The sequence below is a fragment of the Amycolatopsis sp. NPDC003865 genome, from assembly GCF_053605345.1.
The window spans coordinates 530,194-549,646 of the sequence record NZ_JBSGJA010000003.1 but is presented as its reverse complement, the minus strand read 5'-3'; the positions used below and the strand labels follow the sequence as shown (position 1 = coordinate 549,646).

Genomic DNA, 19,453 nt, shown 5'->3' with positions numbered 1-19,453 from the left:
GGTCACGCGGCCTCCCCCGGCACGCGAGTCCACAGTGGACCGGCGGTCGTCATGCCGTCGCCTCGTCGTGGAGGGGAACGGCGACCGGAGCGACGGCAGGAGCGAGCGACCCGCCAGGACCGGGCAACGCCAGCGACGCCGTCACGGGACGAGCCGCGGCCCCCCGGCCGCGAACCCGCACCGTCACTTCCCGCTCGCGCAGGTGCCCGTAACCGTCCTCCAGCCCCGCCCACGCCGAGAACCGGCACGACAGCTCGACGTCGGCCCCCGGCCACGCGCCGAACGCCAGCAGCACCGCCCCTCGGTGCCTCGCCCTGGCGGACAACCGCCGCGCCACGGCCGCCTGGACCGTCTCCGCGTGGACCGCCACCAGGTCGACCCCGTCGAGCAGCGCCGCGACCACGGCCGGGAGCTCGGCCCCCGGCCGTGGGACCAGCGCCACCCGGCCGAGGTCGACGCCGTACTCGGCCGCCGCCGCCAGCCCCAGCGACGGCATGCCGACCACGGCCCCCCACGACCCGGCGGCGGTGGCTTCGGCGAGCAGCGCGAGCAGCAGGGACGTCCCCCCGTGGACCGCGACCGTGCTCCCGCGCCGGAGCCCGGCAGCGGGCAGCAGCCCGGCCAGCGCCGGGGCGACCGGGAGCACCCTTCCCGTCACCCGCGCGCGCTCGGCCTGGGCCGCGACCCCGCTCGCCGTGCTGACCCCGGGCAAGGCCGCCAGCCGGGCCACCGGCGGCTCCACCACAGCGGTCACCGCACGCACCTCCCCACCACGGACTAGGCCGGCGGTCGGGCCTCTCCCAAAAACACGACCGACGGCACTGGTTCGCCGCGGGGAAGGCGGCGGATCTATGTCGAACACTTGTTCGACGTGAACAAGTCAACCGCGAACGCCCCGAGGTGTCAAGTCACCCACAGGTGGCGTCTCGGTCCGGCGAACAAAGCAGTTGCCCGCGGCGAACCCCGCTCGCTAGACACACTCCCGTGGAGCTCACCGAAGCCCGGCCCGAAGACTGCCCGGAACTGCTCGTCCTGCAACGCTGCTGCTGGGTCCAGGAGGCCGTCCTCAACGACACCCTCGACATCCCCGCGCTGCACGAAACCCTCGAAGACGTCCGCGACTGGACGAAGACCTGGTCGGTGTGGGTGCTGCGCCAGGACCACCGGCTGGTCGGCGCGGTGCGGGCCCGGCTCGAAGGCGACCGCTGGGAGCTGGGCCGGCTGATGGTCGCGCCGGACCTCGCCGGGCGGGGGCTCGGCCGCCGGCTGCTCGAGCACGCCGAAGCGCACGCGCCCGCCGAGGCGCGCCGGTTCGCCCTGTTCACCGGGGCCCGCAGCACCCGCAACATCACGCTCTACCAGCGCGCCGGCTACCGGCTCACCGACGCGCCCGACGCAGGCGGGCACATCAGCGGCGCCGTGTACCTCGAGAAGGACGTCACACAGCGCTACTGAGCCCGTCGTCGCCGAACCGACCTCGGTCACGGCCGAATGGTTTCGTGGCAACGGTTCCGTGTCCCGGGGCGGGCGGCCTGCTCCGGGTCGGATCGGCAACGACCCGGTCCGCCCGCCTGACGCTGCGGCGTCGGCTAGATTGCCGGTGGACTTCTGGGGGGTGGGCGATGACCAAACGGCCGGTTCTGTGGGTCGCCGGAGCGCTGGTCGCGGCGGGTGCGGTGGCGGCCGTCGTGCTGACCGCGGGTGGCGGGGTACCCGGCGCCAAGGCCGCGGCGCCCGGGCCGACGACGATGGGCGCGGAGTGGCGCTCGTTCCGCGCCGACGTCACCGGGATCCGCCCCGGCCAGGACGACGTGAGCCTGTTCGTGCAGGTCGCGTTGCCCGGCAAGGACCCCGGCTGCGTCCGCGAGCCGCGCATCGAGCAGGTCGTGGAGACCAAGACCGACGTCCGCGCCGATGTCGTCTACTCGACGCGGCCCGCGGCGGGCGGCTGCCAGGACAAGGTGCCCGCGGAGCTGCGGCTGACCACGTCGGCGCCGGTCGCGGACCGCACGGTGATCCTCAACGGCGACAACGGCAACGCCTGGCACAAGCTCGGCGCCGGCTGGGGCCACTGCGCGCCCCAGGGCACCTGCGCCGCGCCCGCCGACCACTGCGACCCGGCGTGGATCGGCGCCGCGGTGTCCGCGACGGGTGCCGAGAGCGCGGGCACCACCCGCGCCTGTGACCCGGACTGGCTGGTCCTCGACCTCCTGCTGCGCCAGACCGACCCGCCCGCCCGCGCGGTCTTCCGCTGGGGCGGCACGGGCTGGACGTCGTTCGCGCAGGTCAAGACGCCAGGCTGCGCCGACATCCGCGCGGCGGAGCCGAAGTTCCCGGTCGCGCTCTGCAAGACGCTGCCGGCGCCCGCCTAGCGCCCGAGCTTCTTGACGACCTCCGCGCCGACCGCCTTCACCGCGTCGTCGGTCTCCTGCTGCGGCATCGGCGAGTTCGAGAAGAAGCCCTTGTCCCAGCCGGACACCTCGACGATGACGACCGTCGTGCCCTTCAGGATGTGCAGCTCCGACCCGCTGAACGCGCTCTGCGTCACCAGCCGGACCAGCGTGGCCTTGTCGCCGAGGCCCTTGACCTCCGTCGGCGGGACCGCCGGCGCGATCGGCTGGTACAGCTGGTTCGCCGACTCACGCGCGCCCTCCCCCGAGTACGCCGTGAGCCGGACGCTCAGCGTCGCGTCGCGGACGTTCTCGTCGGGGCCGGGCTTCCAGCTGCAGTTGACCTGCTTCAGGTCGGGCAGGTTCGCGGTGCCCGGGCCGCCCACCGCGAAGCTCGGGAAGCCCGCCTTCTCCAGCGTCTGCGCCGGGACCTGGCACTCGGCGGGCACCGGCGACGACGACGGAGCCGCGCCGGTGCTCTTGAAGTAGTCGCTCGCGAAGATCGCGCCCGGGATGCCCACGCCGAGCAGCACCACCACCACGCCGACGATCCCGAGGATCAGCCCCGTCCGCTTCTTCTTCGGCGGCGGCATCGGCGCGCCGTAGCCGGGGCCGTACCCGGGATAGCCCTGCTGCGGGTACCCGGGCGGCGGGTAGCCGGGCTGCTGGGGATACCCCGGCGGCCCCTGCTGCCCGTAGCCCGGCTGCCCCTGCCCGTACGGCGGTGGTGGTGGTTGCTGCATCGAGCCCTCCCTCTCGAAGCGCGCGGGATCAGTGCGCGAAGTGCCGCGTTCCCGTCAGGTACATCGTGACGCCCGCCTTCTCCGCGGCCGCGATCACCTCGGGGTCGCGGACCGAGCCGCCGGGCTGCACGACCGCGCGGACACCCGCGTCGATCAGCACCTCCAGGCCGTCCGGGAACGGGAAGAACGCGTCCGACGCGCCGACCGAGCCCTTCGCCCGGTCGCCCGCGCGCGAGACCGCCAGCCGCGACGAGTCGACGCGGTTGACCTGGCCCATGCCGACGCCGACGGTCGCGCCGTCCGCGGCGAGCAGGATCGCGTTCGACTTGACCGCGCGCAGCGAGCGCCACGCGAACTCGAGGTCGCGCAGGGTCTGCTCGTCCGCCGCGGTGCCGGTGGCCAGCGTCCAGCTGGCCGGGTCGTCGCCCGGGGCGTCGATCGCGTCGACGGTCTGCACGAGCACGCCGCCGGAGATCTGGCGGAACTCGATCGGGGCCGGGCGCTCGATCACCGGCAGCTTCAGCAGCCGGATGTTCTTCTTGCGCTGCAGGATCTCCAGCGCTTCGGCGTCGAAGTCCGGCGCCAGCACGACCTCGGTGAAGACCTCGGCGATCTGCTCGGCGGCCTCGCGGCTGACCGGCCGGTTCGTCGCGATGACGCCGCCGTAGGCCGAGACCGGGTCGCACGCGTGCGCCTTGCGGTGGGCCTCGGCGATGTCCGTGCCGACCGCGATGCCGCACGGGTTGGCGTGCTTGATGATCGCGACGGCGGGCTCGGCGAAGTCGAACGCGGCGCGGCGGGCGGCGTCGGTGTCGACGTAGTTGTTGTAGGACATGGCCTTGCCGTGCAGCTGCTCGGCGTGCGCCAGGCCGGCCCGGTGTCCCTTGTACAGCGCGGCCTTCTGATGCGGGTTCTCGCCGTAGCGCAGCACCTCGCCGCGCTCCCAGCTGACGCCGGAGAACTCGGGGAAGCCGGAGTCGACAGCGTCCTCATCGGGGGCGTACACGTTCGAGAACCACGAGGCGACCGCGATGTCGTACGACGCCGTGTGCGCGTACGCCTGAGCCGCGAGGCGCTTGCGGTCGTTCAGGTCGAAGCCGCCGTCGGCGACGCGCTCGAGCACCCAGCCGTAGCGGGCCGGGTCGACGACGACCGCGACGCTGCCGTGGTTCTTCGCCGCCGCGCGGACCATGGCCGGGCCGCCGATGTCGATGTTCTCGACGCAGTCCTCGGGGCTCGCACCGGAGGCGACGGTCTGCTCGAACGGGTACAGGTTCACGACCAGCAGGTCGAACGCCGCGATCTCCAGCGTGCGCAGCTGCTCGACGTGGTCGGGGTTGCCCTGGTCGGCGAGCAGCCCGGCGTGCACGCGCGGGTGCAGCGTCTTGACGCGGCCGTCGAGCGACTCGGGGAAGCCGGTGACGTCTTCGACCGGCGTGACCGGGACACCGGCGTCGGCGATGACCTTCGCCGTGCCGCCCGTGGAGACGATCTCGACGCCGGCCGCGTGCAGGCCGGTCGCGAGGTCCAGCAGGCCCGCCTTGTCCGAGACGCCGATCAGCGCCCGGCGGACCGGGCGCCGTCCCAGGTCAGTGCTCACGAAATGTCACCTTTCGTCCGTCCACGGTGCAGCCACCGCGGCCGAGTCGCTCGATCGTTTCCACCAGCAGCCTGCGCTCGACGGCCTTGATCCGTTCGTGCAGGACGTCTTCGGTGTCGTCGTGCTCCACGACGACCGCCTCCTGGGCGATGATCGGCCCGGTGTCGACCCCGGCGTCCGCGAAGTGCACGGTCGAGCCGGTGACCTTGACGCCGGCTTCGAGGGCGTCGCGCACCGCGTGCATCCCGGGGAACGACGGGAGCAGCGCCGGGTGCGTGTTGACCACCGTGAAGCGGCTCAGGAACTGCTCGCCGAGGATCTTCATGAACCCCGCGGAGACCACCAGGTCGGGCTCGTAGGCCGCGACGGCTTCGGTCAGCGCCTTGTCCCAGGCGGCGCGGTCGGGGTGGTCGGCGACGCGGACCGTGAACGACGGGATGCTCACGCGTTCGGCGCGGGTCAGCGCCTCGATGCCGGTGCGGTCGGCGCCGACGGCGGCGACCTTGGCCGGGAAGCCGGACCGCGCGGTGGCGTCCAGCACCGCCTGCAGGAGGGTGCCGGAGCCCGACGCGAGCACGACGAGCTTCACCGGGGTGGGCAGCTCCAACCGTTGAGACAGAGCGGGCTCCTTGCCGCGGGCGGTGCGCAGCCGGGCGCACGGCGCTTCACCAGGTCACGTCAACCCTAACGGTCGGTCTCGTCCGGCTCGACGTCGCCGCAGGTCTCGGTGCCTCCGGTCACAGCTTCGTCCTCGGCCGGCTCGTCCCCGAGGCCGAGTTCGGCCTCGGCCTCGGCTTCGAACTCCGCGTCCTCGCCGGGCTCTTCGGGCTCCTCTGCGTCCTCTTCGTCCTCTTCGGACGCTTCGAGTTCCTCGACGGCTTCAGCCGCTTCTTCGGCGTCGACCTCGTCGGCGTCCTCGAAGGCTTCGTTGTCCTCGAGGGCCTCCGGCGGCGCCGGCGGCTCGTGCTCGCCGGTGAAGAACGCGACGAACGAGCCCGGGATGACGATCCAGCAGAACGCGACGACCGACGCGACGCCGACGGGCACGCTGACCGGGTCGAACGGGCCGTCGCCGAGCCGTCCGCCGGACAGGGTGCCCAGCAGGACGCAGCCGAGCGCGACCACCGCGCCCGCCACCGCGACCGTGCGGATGCGCTGCGCCGGATCGGCGTCCACCTTGCGCAGCGACCAGCCGACCAGCGCACCGGTCGCCGCGGGCAGCACCAGCAGCGCGGGCCACCATGACGCGTGGTGCTCGGGCAGGCCGCCGAGCAGCGGGACGCCGGGCACGGCGCCACCGCCGTAGCCGAACATCCCCACGGACAGGCCGCCGATCGAGAACCCCGGCCCGGTGACGAACGACAGCGTCGCCGCCACGGCGTTGGGCAGGTAGAGGACCGACAGCAGGAACATGCCGAAGCTGCTGCCGAACGCGGGTTCGTACATGTCGGCGACCGTCCGCCAGGACAGCGCGGTCGCGACCGTGAACACGGCGCCACCGCAGGTCACCAGCACCGCGAGCCCGAGCGCGCCGGCCCGGACCCCGCGCAGGGCGAGCGGGTCGAGGCGCTCGGCGACGACGTCCGGCAGCCCGCAGCTCCAGACGATGCCCGTGCCCGCGGCCGCCGCGGCCAGCGAGCCGGGCACGGCGAACGCGACCAGCGGGTTGGCCGTCACCGGCGAGCCCTGCGCGCAGAGCGCGATGACCAGCCCGAACAGGCCGTGCGCGGCGGCGATCGTGGCGAACACCGGCAGCGCTTCGCGGGGCGAGCGGCAGCCGAGGCGCGTGGTGGCGCCGGACGCCGTCCGCGCCGCCAGCGCGAGCGCGCCCAGCGTCGGCAGCAGCGGCAGCACGCCGATCGGGTGACCGCCGAGGTCGAGCCGCACCTGGTGCGCGGCCAGCCAGCCGGGGCCGGCGGCCAGCAGCACGCCGGTGCCGGAGAAGACGGTGCGTTCGGCGGTGAGGGTGACCAGCGTCAGCACGGTCGCGACGGCGGCGTAGCCGGTGACCAGCGGGCCGAGGGCGGCGGCGAGCAACACCCGCACCCGCGCCGCCCGGGAGAGTTCGACGTCGGGTCCGAGGTCGCCCACCGGCTCTTCGCGGGAGTCGGTGAGCAGATCCATGATCCGCACCCTGACATCCGGGCTGGTCCGACCGGGTGAGCCACGCCGCCGCCGGCGGGAGTGGGGAAGTTAACCCACCCGGTCGAGTAACCCCCGGAGTGCAAAACACCCGCCGTGACACTCTGTGTCACAGCGGGTGTTCCGGGACCGCGTCAGTTCGACTTGCCGAACCCTCCGGGCGGCGTGCCCGGGTTGTCCGACGGCGGCTGCTGGAAGAACGAGCCCTGCTGCGGGGCGTACGTCGTGGCCTGCTGCCCCGGCGGGGGCGTGGTCGACGGCGGGTTCGGCGAGCCGTACTGGCCCTGCCCGAACGGGGCGTCCCCGCCCGGGGTGACCGGCCCGTGGCCCGGCTGGCCGAACTGCTGCCCCTGCTGGGGCTGCTGACCCTGCTGGCCGTACTGCTGCTGGCCGGGCTGGCCGAACTGGCCGCTGTAGGGCGCGGCGGCGGGCTTCGGCGTCGGCGGCTTGAGCACGTCCTGGTCGATCAGCAGCGCGGCGACCGCGGCGGCCATCTGCAGGATGCCCAGGATCAGGATGACGGTGACGATGCCGGGCGAGGTCTGCATCCCGATCAGCGAGTCCAGGACGTAGAGCGCGCCGAGGACGCTCAGCAGCGCCGCGAACGGGAGCGTCTTCGGGCCCTTCGGCAGCGCGTGCATCGCGGCGAGCAGGCCGCCGGCCAGCAGGAACACGCCGCCGAGGCCGACGTCGCCGGAGTCGGAGAAGCCGAGGAAGTACTGGACGATGCCGAAGACCGCGACGCCGAGCGCGAGCATCAGCGGCAGGTTGTGCGTCAGGTTCGCGACACCCCCCGACGGCGCCTGGTGCGAGTGGGGCGGCTGCTGCTGCGCCGGGAAGCCACTGGACGGCGGTCCGGGGGGCTGCTGGCCGCCACCCTGCTGGGGGTAGCCAGGCCCGCCGCTGGGGAAGGTCATCGGATGCACTCCTGTCGGTTCGACCGGCACTCCGGGGTACCAGGACACCCGGGGAAGACGAGGCGGCTTGCGTGCGCAGAACGCTAGCGCACTCCGGAGCCGCCGACCCATCAGACGCGTGAATACCTCGGGAGGTTTCGTCCCCGAACCGAGTGAGGCCGGGCACCCGTGTGGGTACCCGGCCTCACCAGGAGTTACTTCTCGGACTCAGCCGAGGTTGTTGTACAGCTCACGCGCGAGGACGGCGGTCTCGCTCGGGGTCTTGCCGACCTTGACGCCGGCGGCCTCGAGGGCCTCCTTCTTCGCGGCGGCCGTGCCGGAGGAGCCCGACACGATGGCGCCCGCGTGGCCCATGGTCTTGCCCTCGGGCGCGGTGAAGCCCGCGACGTAGCCGACGACCGGCTTCGTCACGTTTTCCTTGATGTACGCCGCGGCGCGCTCTTCGGCGTCGCCGCCGATCTCGCCGATCATGACGATGACCTTGGTCTCGGGGTCCTGCTCGAACGCCGCGAGGGCGTCGATGTGGGTGGTCCCGATGATGGGGTCACCGCCGATGCCGACGGCGGTGGAGAAGCCGATGTCGCGCAGCTCGTACATCATCTGGTAGGTCAGCGTGCCCGACTTCGACACGAGGCCGATGGCGCCGGCCTCGGTGATGTCGGCCGGGATGATGCCGGCGTTCGACTTGCCCGGGCTGATCACGCCGGGGCAGTTCGGGCCGATGATCCGGGTCTTGTTGCCCTTCGCGACGGCGTGCGCCCAGAAGTAGGCCGAGTCGTGCACCGGGATGCCCTCGGTGATGACGACGGCCAGCGGGATCTCGGCGTCGATCGCCTCGAGGACCGCGTCCTTGGCGAACTTCGGCGGCACGAAGATGACCGACACGTCGGCGCCGGTCTCCTTGATCGCCTCTTCGACGGTGCCGAAGACCTTGAGGTCCTTGCCCTCGATGGTGACGGTCTGGCCGGCCTTGCGGGCGTTGACGCCGCCCACGATGTTCGTGCCGGACTTCAGCATCTTGGTCGCGTGCTTCGTGCCCTCGGAGCCGGTGAGCCCCTGGACGATGACCTTGCTGTTCTCGTTGATGAAGATCGACATCTCACGCACCTGCCGCGGCGAGCTCGGCAGCCTTGTCGGCCGCGTTGTCCATTGTGTCCACCACGGTGACCAGCGGGTGGTTCGCGTCCGCCAGGATCTTGCGACCCTCCACGACGTTGTTGCCGTCCAGGCGGACGACCAGCGGCTTGGTGGCCTCGTCGCCCAGGATCTTCAGGGCCTCGACGATGCCGTTCGCCACCGCGTCGCAGGCGGTGATGCCGCCGAAGACGTTGACGAAGACGCTCTTCACGTCGGTGTCGTTGAGGATGACGTCCAGCCCGGCCGCCATGACCTCGGCCGACGCGCCGCCGCCGATGTCGAGGAAGTTCGCCGGCTTCACGCCACCGTGCTTCTCGCCCGCGTACGCCACGACGTCCAAAGTGGACATGACCAGGCCCGCGCCGTTGCCGATGATGCCGACCTGGCCGTCGAGCTTGACGTAGTTGAGGTTCTTGGCCTTGGCCTTCGCCTCGAGCGGGTTCTCCGCGTCCTTGTCCACCAGGGCCTCGTGGCCCGGCTGGCGGAAGTCCGCGTTCTCGTCGAGGGTGACCTTGCCGTCGAGGGCGATGATCTTGTCCTGCGGGTCGCGGACCAGCGGGTTGACCTCGACGAGGGTGGCGTCCTCGGAGACGAAGGTCTCCCAGAGCTTCACGACGACGTCGGCGGCCTCGTCGATGATCTCGGCCGGGAAGTTGCCGGCCTTCAGGATCTCGAGCGCCTTCGCCTTGTCGACCCCGGCGATCGCGTCGACCGGGATCTTCGCGAGCGCGTCGGGGCGCTCGACCGCGAGCTGCTCGATCTCCATGCCGCCCTCGGAGGACGCCATCGCCAGGAACGTGCGGTTCGCGCGGTCCAGCAGGAAGGAGAAGTAGTACTCGGACGCGATGTCCGAAGCTTCGGCCACGAGCACGCGACGCGTGATGTGGCCCTTGATGTCGAGGCCGAGGATGGCTTCCGCCTTCTCCTTCGCCTCGTCGGGCGTCTGGGCCAGCTTGACGCCGCCCGCCTTCCCGCGGCCGCCGACCTTCACCTGCGCCTTGACGACGACCTGGTTGCCGATCTGCTCCGCGGCGGTCTTGGCTTCTTCGGGGGTGCTAGCCACCGAGCCCGGCAGAACCGGTACTCCGTGGGCGGCGAAGAGATCCCTCGCCTGGTACTCGTAGAGGTCCACTACTCCAGTCTCCTGACGACACGCCACTGTGGTGGTCCGTTGCCGGACCGCGCTGTCGGACCAGTCGAGGTTAGCGACCTGCGCAGACGCAGGGGACTCCGCACCTGGTGAAGTCGGTCACCGTGCGCGGTCAGACGGTGCGTCCGCGGTGTGAGACCGCCCACCGCGCAACAGTTCCACCGCCTTTTCGGGGTCTTCGCCGGGGAAGACGCGAACGCCGTTCAACGCTTCGGCGAGCCCGGGCGGCGGGCCGTCGCCGAGCACGCCGACGGCGTCCGGGTCCTCCTGCTCGGTGGTGGCGACGATCTGCTCGACGGTGTCCAGCGGCCCGGCGTGGACGACCTCCATGCCTTCGTCGCGCAGGACGCGGCCGAGCGCGACGGCGGCCGCGTCGGGCTTCCCGAACTCGACGAGCAGCACCCGGAGGCGCTCACGCCCCACGGCGGCCCCCGGCGGCGGACATGCCGGCCGCGACGAGCAGCGCGACGGCGGCGGCGAGGGTGACCCAGAAGCCGGTCGACGGGCTCGCCCCGCCGAGGGCGCCGCCGACGAGCGGCAGTTCCGCGGCGTGCAGCGCGGCGAGCAGGGCGGCGCCGGTCAGCAGGGCGGCGGCTTGCTTCGGTCGCGACCGCACGGCGAGCACGGCCGCGCCGACGACGACCACGACGGTCGTCCACAGGCCCCACGAGGGGGTGTCGAGGTTCGACCAGAGCCCGGGCGCGACGTAGCCGGGCACGCTGAAGACGGGCAGCCCGAACCCGGCGACGGCCAGCACCGCCCCGGCGACGACCGGGGTGAGCACGCCCGCGTTCGCGGTGCCGTCGCCGGCGTCTTCGCGTTCGACGACCCCGGTCCCGACGGCGGCGAGCGCGGTGAGGGCGGCGAGCACGAGCGCGGCGAAGGTCCAGGCGGCGCCGGCGCCGAGGTCGTAGGTGAAGACGGGGGTGGCGCCGACGTCCGCGCCGCCGAAGCCGGCGAGGTTGCCGGCCTGGGTGGCGGTGAGCGCGGTGTTCAGGACGGCGGTGCCGGCCAGGACGATCCCGGCCCAGGCGACGCCGAGCACGGGCCGGGCCTTCGCGGCGGTCACCGGGACGAGCGTGAGGGCGGCGGCCACGGCGACGAGGAGGGCGGCAGTGAGCAGGAACCACCGAGCGGGGCTTTCGGCGGCGGCGGTGCTGGGAGCGGCGGCGCCGGGGTTGAGGGCACTGACGGCGACCTGCGGAGCGAAGGTCCCGACCAGGGCGGCGACGGCTGTGGCAAGGCCGAGCAGCCCGGTCGTCAGGCGCCACCAGAAGACGCCGGGGATGCGGACGTCCCGGTCAGCTTGCGGTTTTTCGCTCAGCCGGGTGAAGGCGAGACCGGCGACGAGGGCGGTCGCGACGAGCGCGAGGACGGGTCCCCAGGTGACGTGCAGGTCAGTGCGGAGCAGCCCGGCCAAGACCGGCGGAATGGCGACGCTTCCGGCGCCGGCGGCGAGGCCGAGAAGCATGCCGCGCGCGGTGCTTTCGGAGGGGGCGGCGAGCGCGAGGGCGGCGGCGAGCGGCAGGGCGGCGGCGAGGAGGAGGTAGCCGCCGAGGGCGGGCCAGGGCCCTTCGAAGGCGGCGCGGGCGAGAAGGAAGCCGTTGTCGGACCGGACGGGCGCGGTGAGGAGCCCGACCGACGCGGTGACGGCGAGCAGGGGGGCGAGCAGGCGCCAGCGGCGTCGTTCGGGTTCTTCGTAGCTCCGGTTCGCCCTCGCGGCCGCGACACCGGCGGCTGCGGTGAGCAGGTGTCCGGCGACGAGGAGCCAGAACCCGACGCCGACGGCCGAGCCGCCGACGAAGCGGTCGGGGAAGTAGAGCTCCGGGCGGATGGTGAGGGGCCCGTTGACGGCGAATTGCAGATCGAGGACGAGCCGCCCGGGGGCGAGGGCGGCGAGGCCGAGGATCAGGCCGTTGGCGAGGCCGGGTCTGGTGCGGGCAAGGGCGGCGGCGGTGACAACGGGGGCGAGCGCGAGGACGCCGAGCCACGGCCAGCTGGTGAACCCGGGGGCGGCGGCCGGGGAGATGTGGACGATGGCCGCGGCGGTGAGGGCTATGGCGCCCAGGGCGGTGAGGGCGAGGGGGGTGGTCGGTTTGGGGGTGTTGTCTTCGAGCCAGGTGGGGTCGGTGTCTGGGGGACGGGTGCTCGATGGGGCGGCGGGTGCCGAGCGGGTGGCGGCGGAGGCCGGTTTGGTGCCGGTGGGGCGGGCGGCGGTTGTCGAGTCGGCGCCGGCCGGGCGGGCTGCGGCGGAGGCCGGGCCGGCGCCTCCGGGGCGAGCGGCGGCGGTCGCCGGGTCGTTGCCCGCGGGGCTGGCTTCGGCGGCCGCCGGGCCGGGGCGGCCCCCGGTTGTCGAGTCGGCGCTTGCGGGGCGAGCGGCGGCGGTCGCCGGGTCGGTGCGCGCGGGGCGGGCTTCGGCGGCCGCCGGGTCGGTGTCTGCCTGGCGGCTTTCCGCGGAACGTGGCTCGCTGCCTGCGGCGCGGGCGGTGGTTGCCGGGTCGGCGACTTCGGGGGCGGCCTGCGCCTTGGGCGGATCGGGGGTTTCGGCGGGGGCCTGCCGGGAAGTCTGTGCGCGAGGAGGCTTCCGCTTGCCGGTGGGACGGGTGGCCGCGGGGTCCTGCGGGGAGGCCGGGGCGCCGGGGGTGTCCCCGGCCGGGGGCTCTGAGCGTGGGGGCATTGCCCGCGACGCTAGCAAGCCCGGGCGGCGAGGGAGGTCCCCGCCGGGCGCGAGTCGCCGAGCGGGCGGGGCCGGCGGCGGATGTGGGTCCTGGAGGGGTGGGACCTCGGGGCGCCGAAGGTGCGCGGGCCACGAGCGCCCCGACCGCGAACGCGACGCCAGGCGAGCGGGAAGTGCGGGTTGCGCCGAAGGTGCGCGCAGGCCGCAAGCACCCCGACCGCAGACGCGACGCTGCGCGCACGACAAATGCGGGTCGCGCCGAAGGAGCGCGCGGGCCACGAGCGCGGACGCGACGCCAGGCGAGCGGGAGGTGCGGGTTGCGCCGAAGGCGCGCGCAGGCCGCGAGCGCCGGGACCGCAGATGCGACGCTGGGCGCGCGCCAGGTGCGGGTTGCGCCGCCCGAAGCCGGAGGCGCCGAGGGTGGGTTGCCGGGCTCCCGTGACTCTGCAGACGGGCTTGGCCGGTGACCGAGGGCGAGTCAAGCGGCGAAATTCGGGCAAACCCGGCGTCGGTGCGACTCCTATGCGCGTGAGTCGGTGAACGGTTCGCGTGCGTCGATGAACGGTCGACTTTTGCCTCGGCTCCTACCCCTGGGTCCTGCCCTCGAGAAGGGCTCCGAGGCTCGTCGAGTTCGATCTGCGCGTCGAAGATGCTTGAACATCCCCTGGCAAACGCTTATTCCGGCCCATCCGCGCCGCCGAGGGCTCAGTAGGTCCATAACCGTCCGCAAGGGCTGTAAGGCAAGTCACAACCAAAGCAGTAAACCCTCTCTAACTTTGGGTAATTTCCACAGGTGGACGCAAGATCTCGTCCACCCGATCGGCCGCCGCCGAGGGCAGATCTTGCTTACAGCGGTGCCCCTTCGTTACTGTCCCCCGGTCCCCATTACAGTCAGGTCACGAAGTAGGACGCCGAGCGAACCGCCCCCGAGGTTGGCTCACCGGGTTCCCCCGCCCGCAGTCCTCGACCCGGCTCCCCGACGATGGAAGGCCCTGTCTTGGCTTCACACCGCTCCCCCGGCGGCCAAGCTCCTTCCCCGGCACTGAAGGACGCGCTCGAAGGCGCGGTCGTCCGTGTCCGGGGTGCGCACCGCATCGCCCCGCCCTCTTCGGCCCTTCGCGGCCGTGTCGTGGTCGCCGCCGTGGCGGCCGGTGCGTTCGCCGCAGCAGCGGCGGGACAGACCCTCAAGACCGTCACCGACTCCGACACCGCCGTGACGCCCCTGGCCAACAGCCAGGACGCCAGCGCGTCGCTCACCGCGGGAGGTGCGGGCTCCGGGGGCGCCCCCGAGCTCCTGCCCACCGGCCACGTCGTCGACGCCTCCGCCGAGGCCGCGAAGATCTCCGACAGCGCCTCCGTCACCCAGGCCCGTGAGCAGCGCGAAGCCGACGCCGCCCGCAAGGCCGCCGAAGAAGCCGCTCGCCCCAAGACCTGCCTCCCGGCCCACGGGACCTTCACTTCGGGCTTCGGTGCCCGGTGGGGCACGAGCCACCTCGGCATCGACATCGCCAACGCGATCGGCACCCCGATCTACGCCGCCTCCGACGGCACCGTGATCGAGGCCGGCCCGGCCAGCGGCTTCGGCCTGTGGGTCCGGATCCAGCTCGACGACGGCACGATCCAGGTCTACGGCCACATGAACAGCTTCTCCGTCAAGGAGGGCCAGAAGGTCAAGTGCGGCCAGCAGATCGCCGAGATCGGCAACCGCGGCCAGAGCACCGGCCCGCACCTGCACTTCGAGGTGTGGCAGAACGGCACGAAGAAGATCGACCCCCGCCCGTGGCTCGCCGCGCGCGGCATCGTGCTCTGATCGTTCCGCTCCACACCCCCGAAGAGCCGCCAGGAACCGCGGAAAGCCCGCTGTAGAGCCGTGATCCGCCGCTGAGGGCCGACGACGCCCCTCACCCGGACGGACACCCGCTCCAGCCGGCCCCCCGCGAAGTACACCGGCGCGAAGCCGTGAGCCGAGAAAACTCCGGCGGCCGATGGTCCAGGCCACTGCGAAGCGAGAAGCGAGCACTGGCAGAGACGCACCAGGGCGGGCGAGCACCCTCCGGACACCCGAGACCATCCTCAACGGCGCCGAAGCCGCCAGAAACGCCCTGAGCGCCCGGAAACGGCTACCGCTGCCCGCCCGGCAACCGCCGGATGAAGTACGCGACCGCGACCTGCCACACCGTGCACAGCTCCGCGGATCTGCGCACCGGCAACCAGCCCCAGGCGACCCGCCCCCCGGCGCCCCCCGCGGAGCGGACACGCGCGGCACGACGTGTCGTCCAGCGGCGTCCCCGGCCGCAGGTGACACATCGGCCGTCCGCTCCCAGCTCGTGCTGCCTGAGCAGCGCTCGCCAGGCGGCGGCCAGCCGGCACGCCTCCGCTCCCGCACGCGAAGGATTTCCTGAAGCCCCCGAAAGGCCCGGACCCCGATCCGGAACCCTCGACCCCAGGACTCCTCGCAGGTATTTCTGTACCCCTTCGGCCAGCAGGTGAAACAGCACCGGGTCCACACCGGTCTCCCCCTCCGTCGAACTCGTGTTCGATGACGGGGTCAGTTCTACCGGCGGGGTACGACAATTCCGGGGGCGATCGGAAGGATCGCCCCCGGGTTCACTCGGACGGGTGTTACAGCTTCACCATCGGGACGCTGCCGATCAGCATCAAGCGGACCTTGCCGGCCGCGCCGAAGTCGATCGTCGCCGTGGCCCGCGGGCCGACGCCGTCGCACGAGATCACCGTGCCCAGGCCGTACTTGTCGTGGCTGACGCGGTCGCCGACGTCCAGCTTCAGCGCCACTGTGTCCTTCCAGCCCTTGCCGAACGACGGCGTGCCCGACGACGACGGCGACGAAGTCCGCCTGCCGCCCCACGTGGTCGCCGCACGCGGCGTCCCGCCGCCTCGCGAACCGGAACCGAACCCGAACCCCGCGCTGGAGGGCTCCAGCCGCCGCCAGTCGACGAGGTCGCCCGGCAGCTCGTCCAGGAACCGCGACGCCGGGTTCATCGAAGGCTGGCCCCACGCCGAGCGCGTGATCGCGCGCGAGACGTACAGCCGCTGCCGCGCCCGCGTGATCGCGACGTACGCCAGCCGCCGTTCCTCGGCCAGCTCGGTCGGGTCGCCCAGCGCGCGCATGTGCGGGAAGACGCCGTCCTCCCAACCGGTGCAGAACACCACCGGGTACTCCAGGCCCTTCGCGGTGTGCACGGTCATCAGCGTGACCACGCCCGCGCCGCCGTCGCCTTCCTCGCCGCCGTCGGGCGAAGGGACCGAGTCCGCGTCCGCCACCAGCGACACGCGCTCGAGGAACGCGGGCAGCGAGCCCGGCGCCGGCACCCCGGGTTCCACGACCAGCTCGGCGTTCTCGTCCGCGACGACCTCGGCGGTGATCTCGGTGAACTCGCGCGCGACCGTGACGAGCTCGTCGAGGTTCTCCACGCGCGTGTGGTCCTGCGGGTCGTCGGACTCTTCGAGCTCGATGCGGTAGCCGGTCTTGTCCAGCACGGCTTCGAGGACGTCGTGCACCTCGGCGCCTTCGGCGACCAGCGTGCCCAGCTCGTCCAGCATCGCGACGAACCCCTTGATCGCCTTGACCGAGCGCGGGTTCAGCAGCGGCACCTTGTCTTCGGTGGCGTCCCGCAGCGCCGCGGCGAACGAGATCCGCTCGCGCTCGGCGTGCGTCGCCACGACGGCCTCCGCGCGGTCGCCGATGCCGCGCTTGGGCACGTTCAGCACCCGCCGCAGGCTGACCGTGTCGTCCGGGTTCGCCAGCACGCGCAGGTACGCGATCATGTCGCGGACTTCGCGCCGCTCGTAGAACCGCACGCCGCCGACGACCTTGTACGGCAGGCCGAGCCGGATGAAGATCTCTTCGAAGACGCGGGACTGGTTGTTGGTGCGGTAGAAGACGGCGACGTCGGAGTAGTCGGCTTCGCCCTTCTCCGCCAGCGAATCGATTTCGCCCGCGACGAAAGCGGCTTCGTCGTGGTCGTTGTCCGCGACGTAGCCGACGATCTTCTCGCCGTCGCCCGAATCCGTCCACAGCCGCTTGGCGCGGCGGTTCGGGTTCCGCTCGATGACGGCGTTGGCCGCGGACAGGATCGTCTGCGTGGAGCGGTAGTTCTGCTCCAGCAGGATGGTGTGCGCGTTGGGGAAGTCCCGCTCGAACTCCTCGATGTTGCGGATCGTCGCGCCGCGGAAGGCGTAGATCGACTGGTCCGCGTCACCGACGACGACCAGCTCGGCCGGGTCGACACCGGCCTCGTTCGGCGCGGTCCCGGCCAGCTCGCGCACCAGGGTGTACTGCGCGTGGTTCGTGTCCTGGTACTCGTCGACCAGCACGTGGCGGAACCGCCGCCGGTAGTACTCGGCGACGGCCGGGAACGCCTGCAGCAGCGACACCGTGCGCATGATGAGGTCGTCGAAGTCGAAGGCGTTGGCCAGCGAAAGCCGCCGCTGGTACTCGACGTAGACCTCGGCGACGCGCCGCTCCAGGTCGTTGGCCGCGTTCGCCGACGCGGTCTCCGGGTCGGTCAGCTCGTTCTTCAGGTTGGAGATGTGCACGGCGAGCGTGCGCGCCGCGTACTTCTTCGGGTCGATGTCGAGGTCCCGGGCCACGAGCGTGATGAGCCGCTTGGTGTCGTCGGAGTCGTAGATCGAGAAGTTCGACGACATGTCGAGGGTTTTGGCCTCGCGGCGCAGGATCCGCACGCACATCGAGTGGAACGTCGACACCCACATGGCGTTCGCGCGCCGCCCGACGAGCGCCGCGACGCGCTCGCGCATCTCCGCGGCCGCCTTGTTGGTGAACGTGATCGCCATGATTTCGCCGGGGTGCACGCGGCGCTGGCCGAGCAGGTAGGCGATGCGGCGGGTCAGCACCCGGGTCTTGCCCGATCCCGCGCCCGCCACCACCAGCAGCGGGCCACCGGCGTGGGTGACGGCTTCGCGCTGAGCGGGGTTCAGGTCGTCGAGCAGATCGGCCTGCCCGCCGGAAGCGGGCTTGCGCGCGGGGGTCTCGGCGGGGAGATCGAAGAGGGTGTCCATCGTCTGTCCACGCTACCCCGGGCGGGCAGGAGGGTGGCAGAAGCGTGCCGGGGGCGGGCGGACGCGGCTACCGCCCCGGGCGTAGCGCGAGGTGTCGCCTGCCGTCCGACGCGCTCCGGGCCGTCCGCGCGGAGCATCGGCGGACATGGAAAACCACCGCCTCCGCGCCGCCGACGCCGACCGTGACCGCGTCGCCACCACTGTCCAGACCGCCGGCTCCGAAGGCCGGCTCACCCTCGAAGAGGTCGAAGAGCGCCTCACTCACGTCTACGCCGCCAAGTTCACCGACGAGCTGGCCGCGCTCACCGCCGACCTGCCGCGGCCCGCGCCGCCCCGGCCCGGCTTCCCGCTCACCCGCGCCGCGCTGCGGCGGCACCCCGCGCTGCGCCTGCACCTCGCCGTCGTGGTGGCGATCGCCGTGCTGGTGATAGTCCGCTGGGCGGTGCTGGGCGCCGGGTTCTTCTGGCCGGCCTTCCCGCTCTTCTGGCTGACGGTGAGCCTCTTCGTTCATGCCCGGGTGCGCTCGTTCCGGGAGCGACCCGGCGCGGCTGTGCCATACTGAGCGCATGCGGCACCACGCAGAGCGATTTTTTTACGGGACCCGGACTCCGGCTCCCGTGATCGCGTAGTGCCCGAACCGCCATCACGCCAGCCCCGGAGTCCGACGGACCCGGGGCTGTCGCCGTACCTGGGGCCGGGCGGGTCCGGGATTCGTAGGGAGAGGTCCCGATGAACGCACATGCGACGAACGCCGACGGCCAGCCCGCCGAGCACACGCCCGCCGGGGACGACATCGCGTCGCTCCGGGAGGAGATCGACTGGCTGGACAAGGAGATCCTGCGGCTGGTCAAGCGCCGGATCGACGTGTCCAAGACGATCGGGGCCGCGCGGATGGCCGCCGGTGGGACGCGGATCGTCTACAACCGCGAGATGGACGTGCTCGCGCGCTACCGCGAGCTGGGCCCGGAAGGCCGTCAGCTGGCCATGGCGCTGCTGAACCTCGGCCGGGGCAGGCTCGGCCGGTAACGGTTGGCCGAATTCGGGGACTTCCCGGAGGCACCGGTGGCCCGGGCACGGGCAGACTGGGGTCATGGACTGGCTCGTGAACCTCATCGCCGTCATCGTCGCGCTCGCGAGCGTGCTGGCCGCGCTGGGCCATGTGGGGTATCTGGCGTTGCTGAACAACGCGGCGGGTAAGCGGGCCGGCGGCGCGCCGGTCGCGCAGTAAGTCCGCAGCCGCTGGGCCGTTGCCGGCGGTACCACTGCCGCGTCGCTGTTCGCCTGGTTGCTCACGGCCGGGGGACCGACGCTCGACATCGTGGCGATCCTCGTCGCGGCCGGTAGCGGTGTGGTGGCGACGAAGGCGCTGCAGTCGACGCGTGACCGCTACCGCACGGGAGGCTGAATTCCCCGAGCTGGGCCGATGGCGCTGCGTGAAACTGCGCAGCGTCACCCTCCCCCGATCGGTCGCGCCCGACCGAGTGAAACCTGTGCAACTTGCAGGTTTGGGCGGGACTTTCTACGCCGGATGCTCCTAGGGTTGACGCCGTGAGGACCCTTGCGTTCGGGTCGGGCGGAGCCCGGAGGACGCGCGGGGGCACTGGCCCCGCGCGCCCAGTCTCGCATGCGCGTGCATCTGCGCAGGATTCCGAACGCG

At 72.5% G+C, this 19,453-nt stretch carries 16 protein-coding genes and 1 pseudogene; 6 read left to right on the top strand and 11 right to left on the bottom strand.

What is annotated here, in order from left to right; translation table 11 throughout:
• Window positions 1-49: 49 nt before the first annotated feature.
• Complete coding sequence (locus ACWEVP_RS11340; protein ID WP_452062424.1) at window positions 50-754, bottom strand: hypothetical protein; 705 nt, start codon at window positions 752-754, stop codon at window positions 50-52.
• A 230-nt stretch (window positions 755-984) separates the two neighbouring features.
• Here ACWEVP_RS11340 and ACWEVP_RS11335 point away from each other — a divergent pair, with 230 nt between their 5' ends.
• Window positions 985-1,455, top strand: coding sequence for a GNAT family N-acetyltransferase (locus tag ACWEVP_RS11335; RefSeq protein WP_452062423.1), 471 nt, complete (start codon window positions 985-987; stop codon window positions 1,453-1,455).
• Window positions 1,456-1,622: 167 nt separating this feature from the next.
• Window positions 1,623-2,372, top strand: a complete 750-nt coding sequence (locus ACWEVP_RS11330; RefSeq protein WP_452062422.1) for a hypothetical protein — start codon at window positions 1,623-1,625, stop codon at window positions 2,370-2,372.
• Here ACWEVP_RS11330 and ACWEVP_RS11325 read toward each other — a convergent pair.
• The 9 genes from ACWEVP_RS11325 to ACWEVP_RS11285 form a co-directional block, all read right to left on the bottom strand.
• Window positions 2,369-3,133: a hypothetical protein gene (locus ACWEVP_RS11325; protein WP_452062421.1), complete on the bottom strand. Its 765-nt coding sequence runs from the start codon at window positions 3,131-3,133 to the stop codon at window positions 2,369-2,371. The genes ACWEVP_RS11330 and ACWEVP_RS11325 overlap by 4 nt on opposite strands.
• Before the next feature lie 28 nt (window positions 3,134-3,161).
• Window positions 3,162-4,733: a bifunctional phosphoribosylaminoimidazolecarboxamide formyltransferase/IMP cyclohydrolase gene (gene purH, locus ACWEVP_RS11320; protein WP_452062420.1), complete on the bottom strand. Its 1,572-nt coding sequence runs from the start codon at window positions 4,731-4,733 to the stop codon at window positions 3,162-3,164.
• Window positions 4,723-5,340, bottom strand: a complete 618-nt coding sequence (gene purN / locus ACWEVP_RS11315; protein WP_452062419.1) for a phosphoribosylglycinamide formyltransferase — start codon at window positions 5,338-5,340, stop codon at window positions 4,723-4,725. Before purN ends, purH begins: the two co-directional genes overlap by 11 nt.
• Window positions 5,341-5,417: 77 nt before the next feature.
• Window positions 5,418-6,866: a cell division protein PerM gene (locus ACWEVP_RS11310; protein WP_452062418.1), complete on the bottom strand. Its 1,449-nt coding sequence runs from the start codon at window positions 6,864-6,866 to the stop codon at window positions 5,418-5,420.
• Window positions 6,867-7,009: 143 nt separating this feature from the next.
• Window positions 7,010-7,792 (bottom strand): DUF5336 domain-containing protein, encoded by a 783-nt coding sequence (locus tag ACWEVP_RS11305; RefSeq protein WP_452062417.1) that lies wholly within the window; start codon window positions 7,790-7,792, stop codon window positions 7,010-7,012.
• 207 nt (window positions 7,793-7,999) lie between these two features.
• On the bottom strand, window positions 8,000-8,890 hold the full coding sequence (sucD, locus tag ACWEVP_RS11300) for a succinate--CoA ligase subunit alpha (protein WP_400864167.1): 891 nt from the start codon (window positions 8,888-8,890) through the stop codon (window positions 8,000-8,002).
• A gap of 1 nt (window position 8,891) precedes the next feature.
• The gene (gene sucC / locus ACWEVP_RS11295) at window positions 8,892-10,061 is read right to left on the bottom strand and encodes an ADP-forming succinate--CoA ligase subunit beta (RefSeq protein ID WP_452062416.1); all 1,170 of its coding nucleotides are present in this window, start codon (window positions 10,059-10,061) and stop codon (window positions 8,892-8,894) included.
• Window positions 10,062-10,178: 117 nt separating this feature from the next.
• Window positions 10,179-10,502 carry a hypothetical protein gene (locus ACWEVP_RS11290; RefSeq protein WP_452062415.1) on the bottom strand — a complete coding sequence of 108 codons (324 nt, stop codon included), beginning with the start codon at window positions 10,500-10,502 and terminating at the stop codon, window positions 10,179-10,181.
• Complete coding sequence (locus tag ACWEVP_RS11285; protein WP_452062414.1) at window positions 10,492-12,756, bottom strand: hypothetical protein; 2,265 nt, start codon at window positions 12,754-12,756, stop codon at window positions 10,492-10,494. The genes ACWEVP_RS11290 and ACWEVP_RS11285 overlap by 11 nt, the downstream gene beginning before the upstream one ends.
• A 1,129-nt stretch (window positions 12,757-13,885) precedes the next feature.
• On the opposite strand from ACWEVP_RS11285, the gene ACWEVP_RS11280 reads away from it, so the two are divergent.
• Window positions 13,886-14,566 (top strand): M23 family metallopeptidase, encoded by a 681-nt coding sequence (locus ACWEVP_RS11280; RefSeq protein WP_452062482.1) that lies wholly within the window; start codon window positions 13,886-13,888, stop codon window positions 14,564-14,566.
• 812 nt (window positions 14,567-15,378) lie between these two features.
• Here ACWEVP_RS11280 and pcrA read toward each other — a convergent pair.
• Window positions 15,379-17,796 (bottom strand): DNA helicase PcrA, encoded by a 2,418-nt coding sequence (gene pcrA / locus ACWEVP_RS11275; protein WP_452062413.1) that lies wholly within the window; start codon window positions 17,794-17,796, stop codon window positions 15,379-15,381.
• A 145-nt stretch (window positions 17,797-17,941) separates the two neighbouring features.
• Here pcrA and ACWEVP_RS11270 point away from each other — a divergent pair, with 145 nt between their 5' ends.
• From ACWEVP_RS11270 to ACWEVP_RS11260, 3 genes and pseudogenes are all read left to right on the top strand, one after another.
• Window positions 17,942-18,358 carry a DUF1707 SHOCT-like domain-containing protein gene (locus ACWEVP_RS11270; RefSeq protein WP_452062412.1) on the top strand — a complete coding sequence of 139 codons (417 nt, stop codon included), beginning with the start codon at window positions 17,942-17,944 and terminating at the stop codon, window positions 18,356-18,358.
• A 167-nt stretch (window positions 18,359-18,525) separates the two neighbouring features.
• Window positions 18,526-18,822, top strand: a complete 297-nt coding sequence (locus ACWEVP_RS11265) for a chorismate mutase (protein ID WP_452062411.1) — start codon at window positions 18,526-18,528, stop codon at window positions 18,820-18,822.
• Window positions 18,823-18,886: 64 nt separating this feature from the next.
• Window positions 18,887-19,201, top strand: a pseudogene (locus ACWEVP_RS11260) (hypothetical protein).
• Window positions 19,202-19,453: the final 252 nt, after the last annotated feature.

What these genes read in the sequence shown, in the direction of transcription:
- ACWEVP_RS11330 (WP_452062422.1), top strand. Translation starts at nt 1,623, where the DNA reads ATGACCAAACGGCCGGTTCTGTGGGTCGCCGGAGCGCTGGTCGCGGCG.
- ACWEVP_RS11325 (WP_452062421.1), bottom strand. Translation starts at nt 3,133, where the DNA reads ATGCAGCAACCACCACCACCGCCGTACGGGCAGGGGCAGCCGGGCTAC.
- ACWEVP_RS11305 (WP_452062417.1), bottom strand. Translation starts at nt 7,792, where the DNA reads ATGACCTTCCCCAGCGGCGGGCCTGGCTACCCCCAGCAGGGTGGCGGC.
- sucD (WP_400864167.1), bottom strand. Translation starts at nt 8,890, where the DNA reads ATGTCGATCTTCATCAACGAGAACAGCAAGGTCATCGTCCAGGGGCTC.
- ACWEVP_RS11285 (WP_452062414.1), bottom strand. Translation starts at nt 12,756, where the DNA reads ATGCCCCCACGCTCAGAGCCCCCGGCCGGGGACACCCCCGGCGCCCCG.
- pcrA (WP_452062413.1), bottom strand. Translation starts at nt 17,796, where the DNA reads ATGGACACCCTCTTCGATCTCCCCGCCGAGACCCCCGCGCGCAAGCCC.
- ACWEVP_RS11270 (WP_452062412.1), top strand. Translation starts at nt 17,942, where the DNA reads ATGGAAAACCACCGCCTCCGCGCCGCCGACGCCGACCGTGACCGCGTC.
- ACWEVP_RS11265 (WP_452062411.1), top strand. Translation starts at nt 18,526, where the DNA reads ATGAACGCACATGCGACGAACGCCGACGGCCAGCCCGCCGAGCACACG.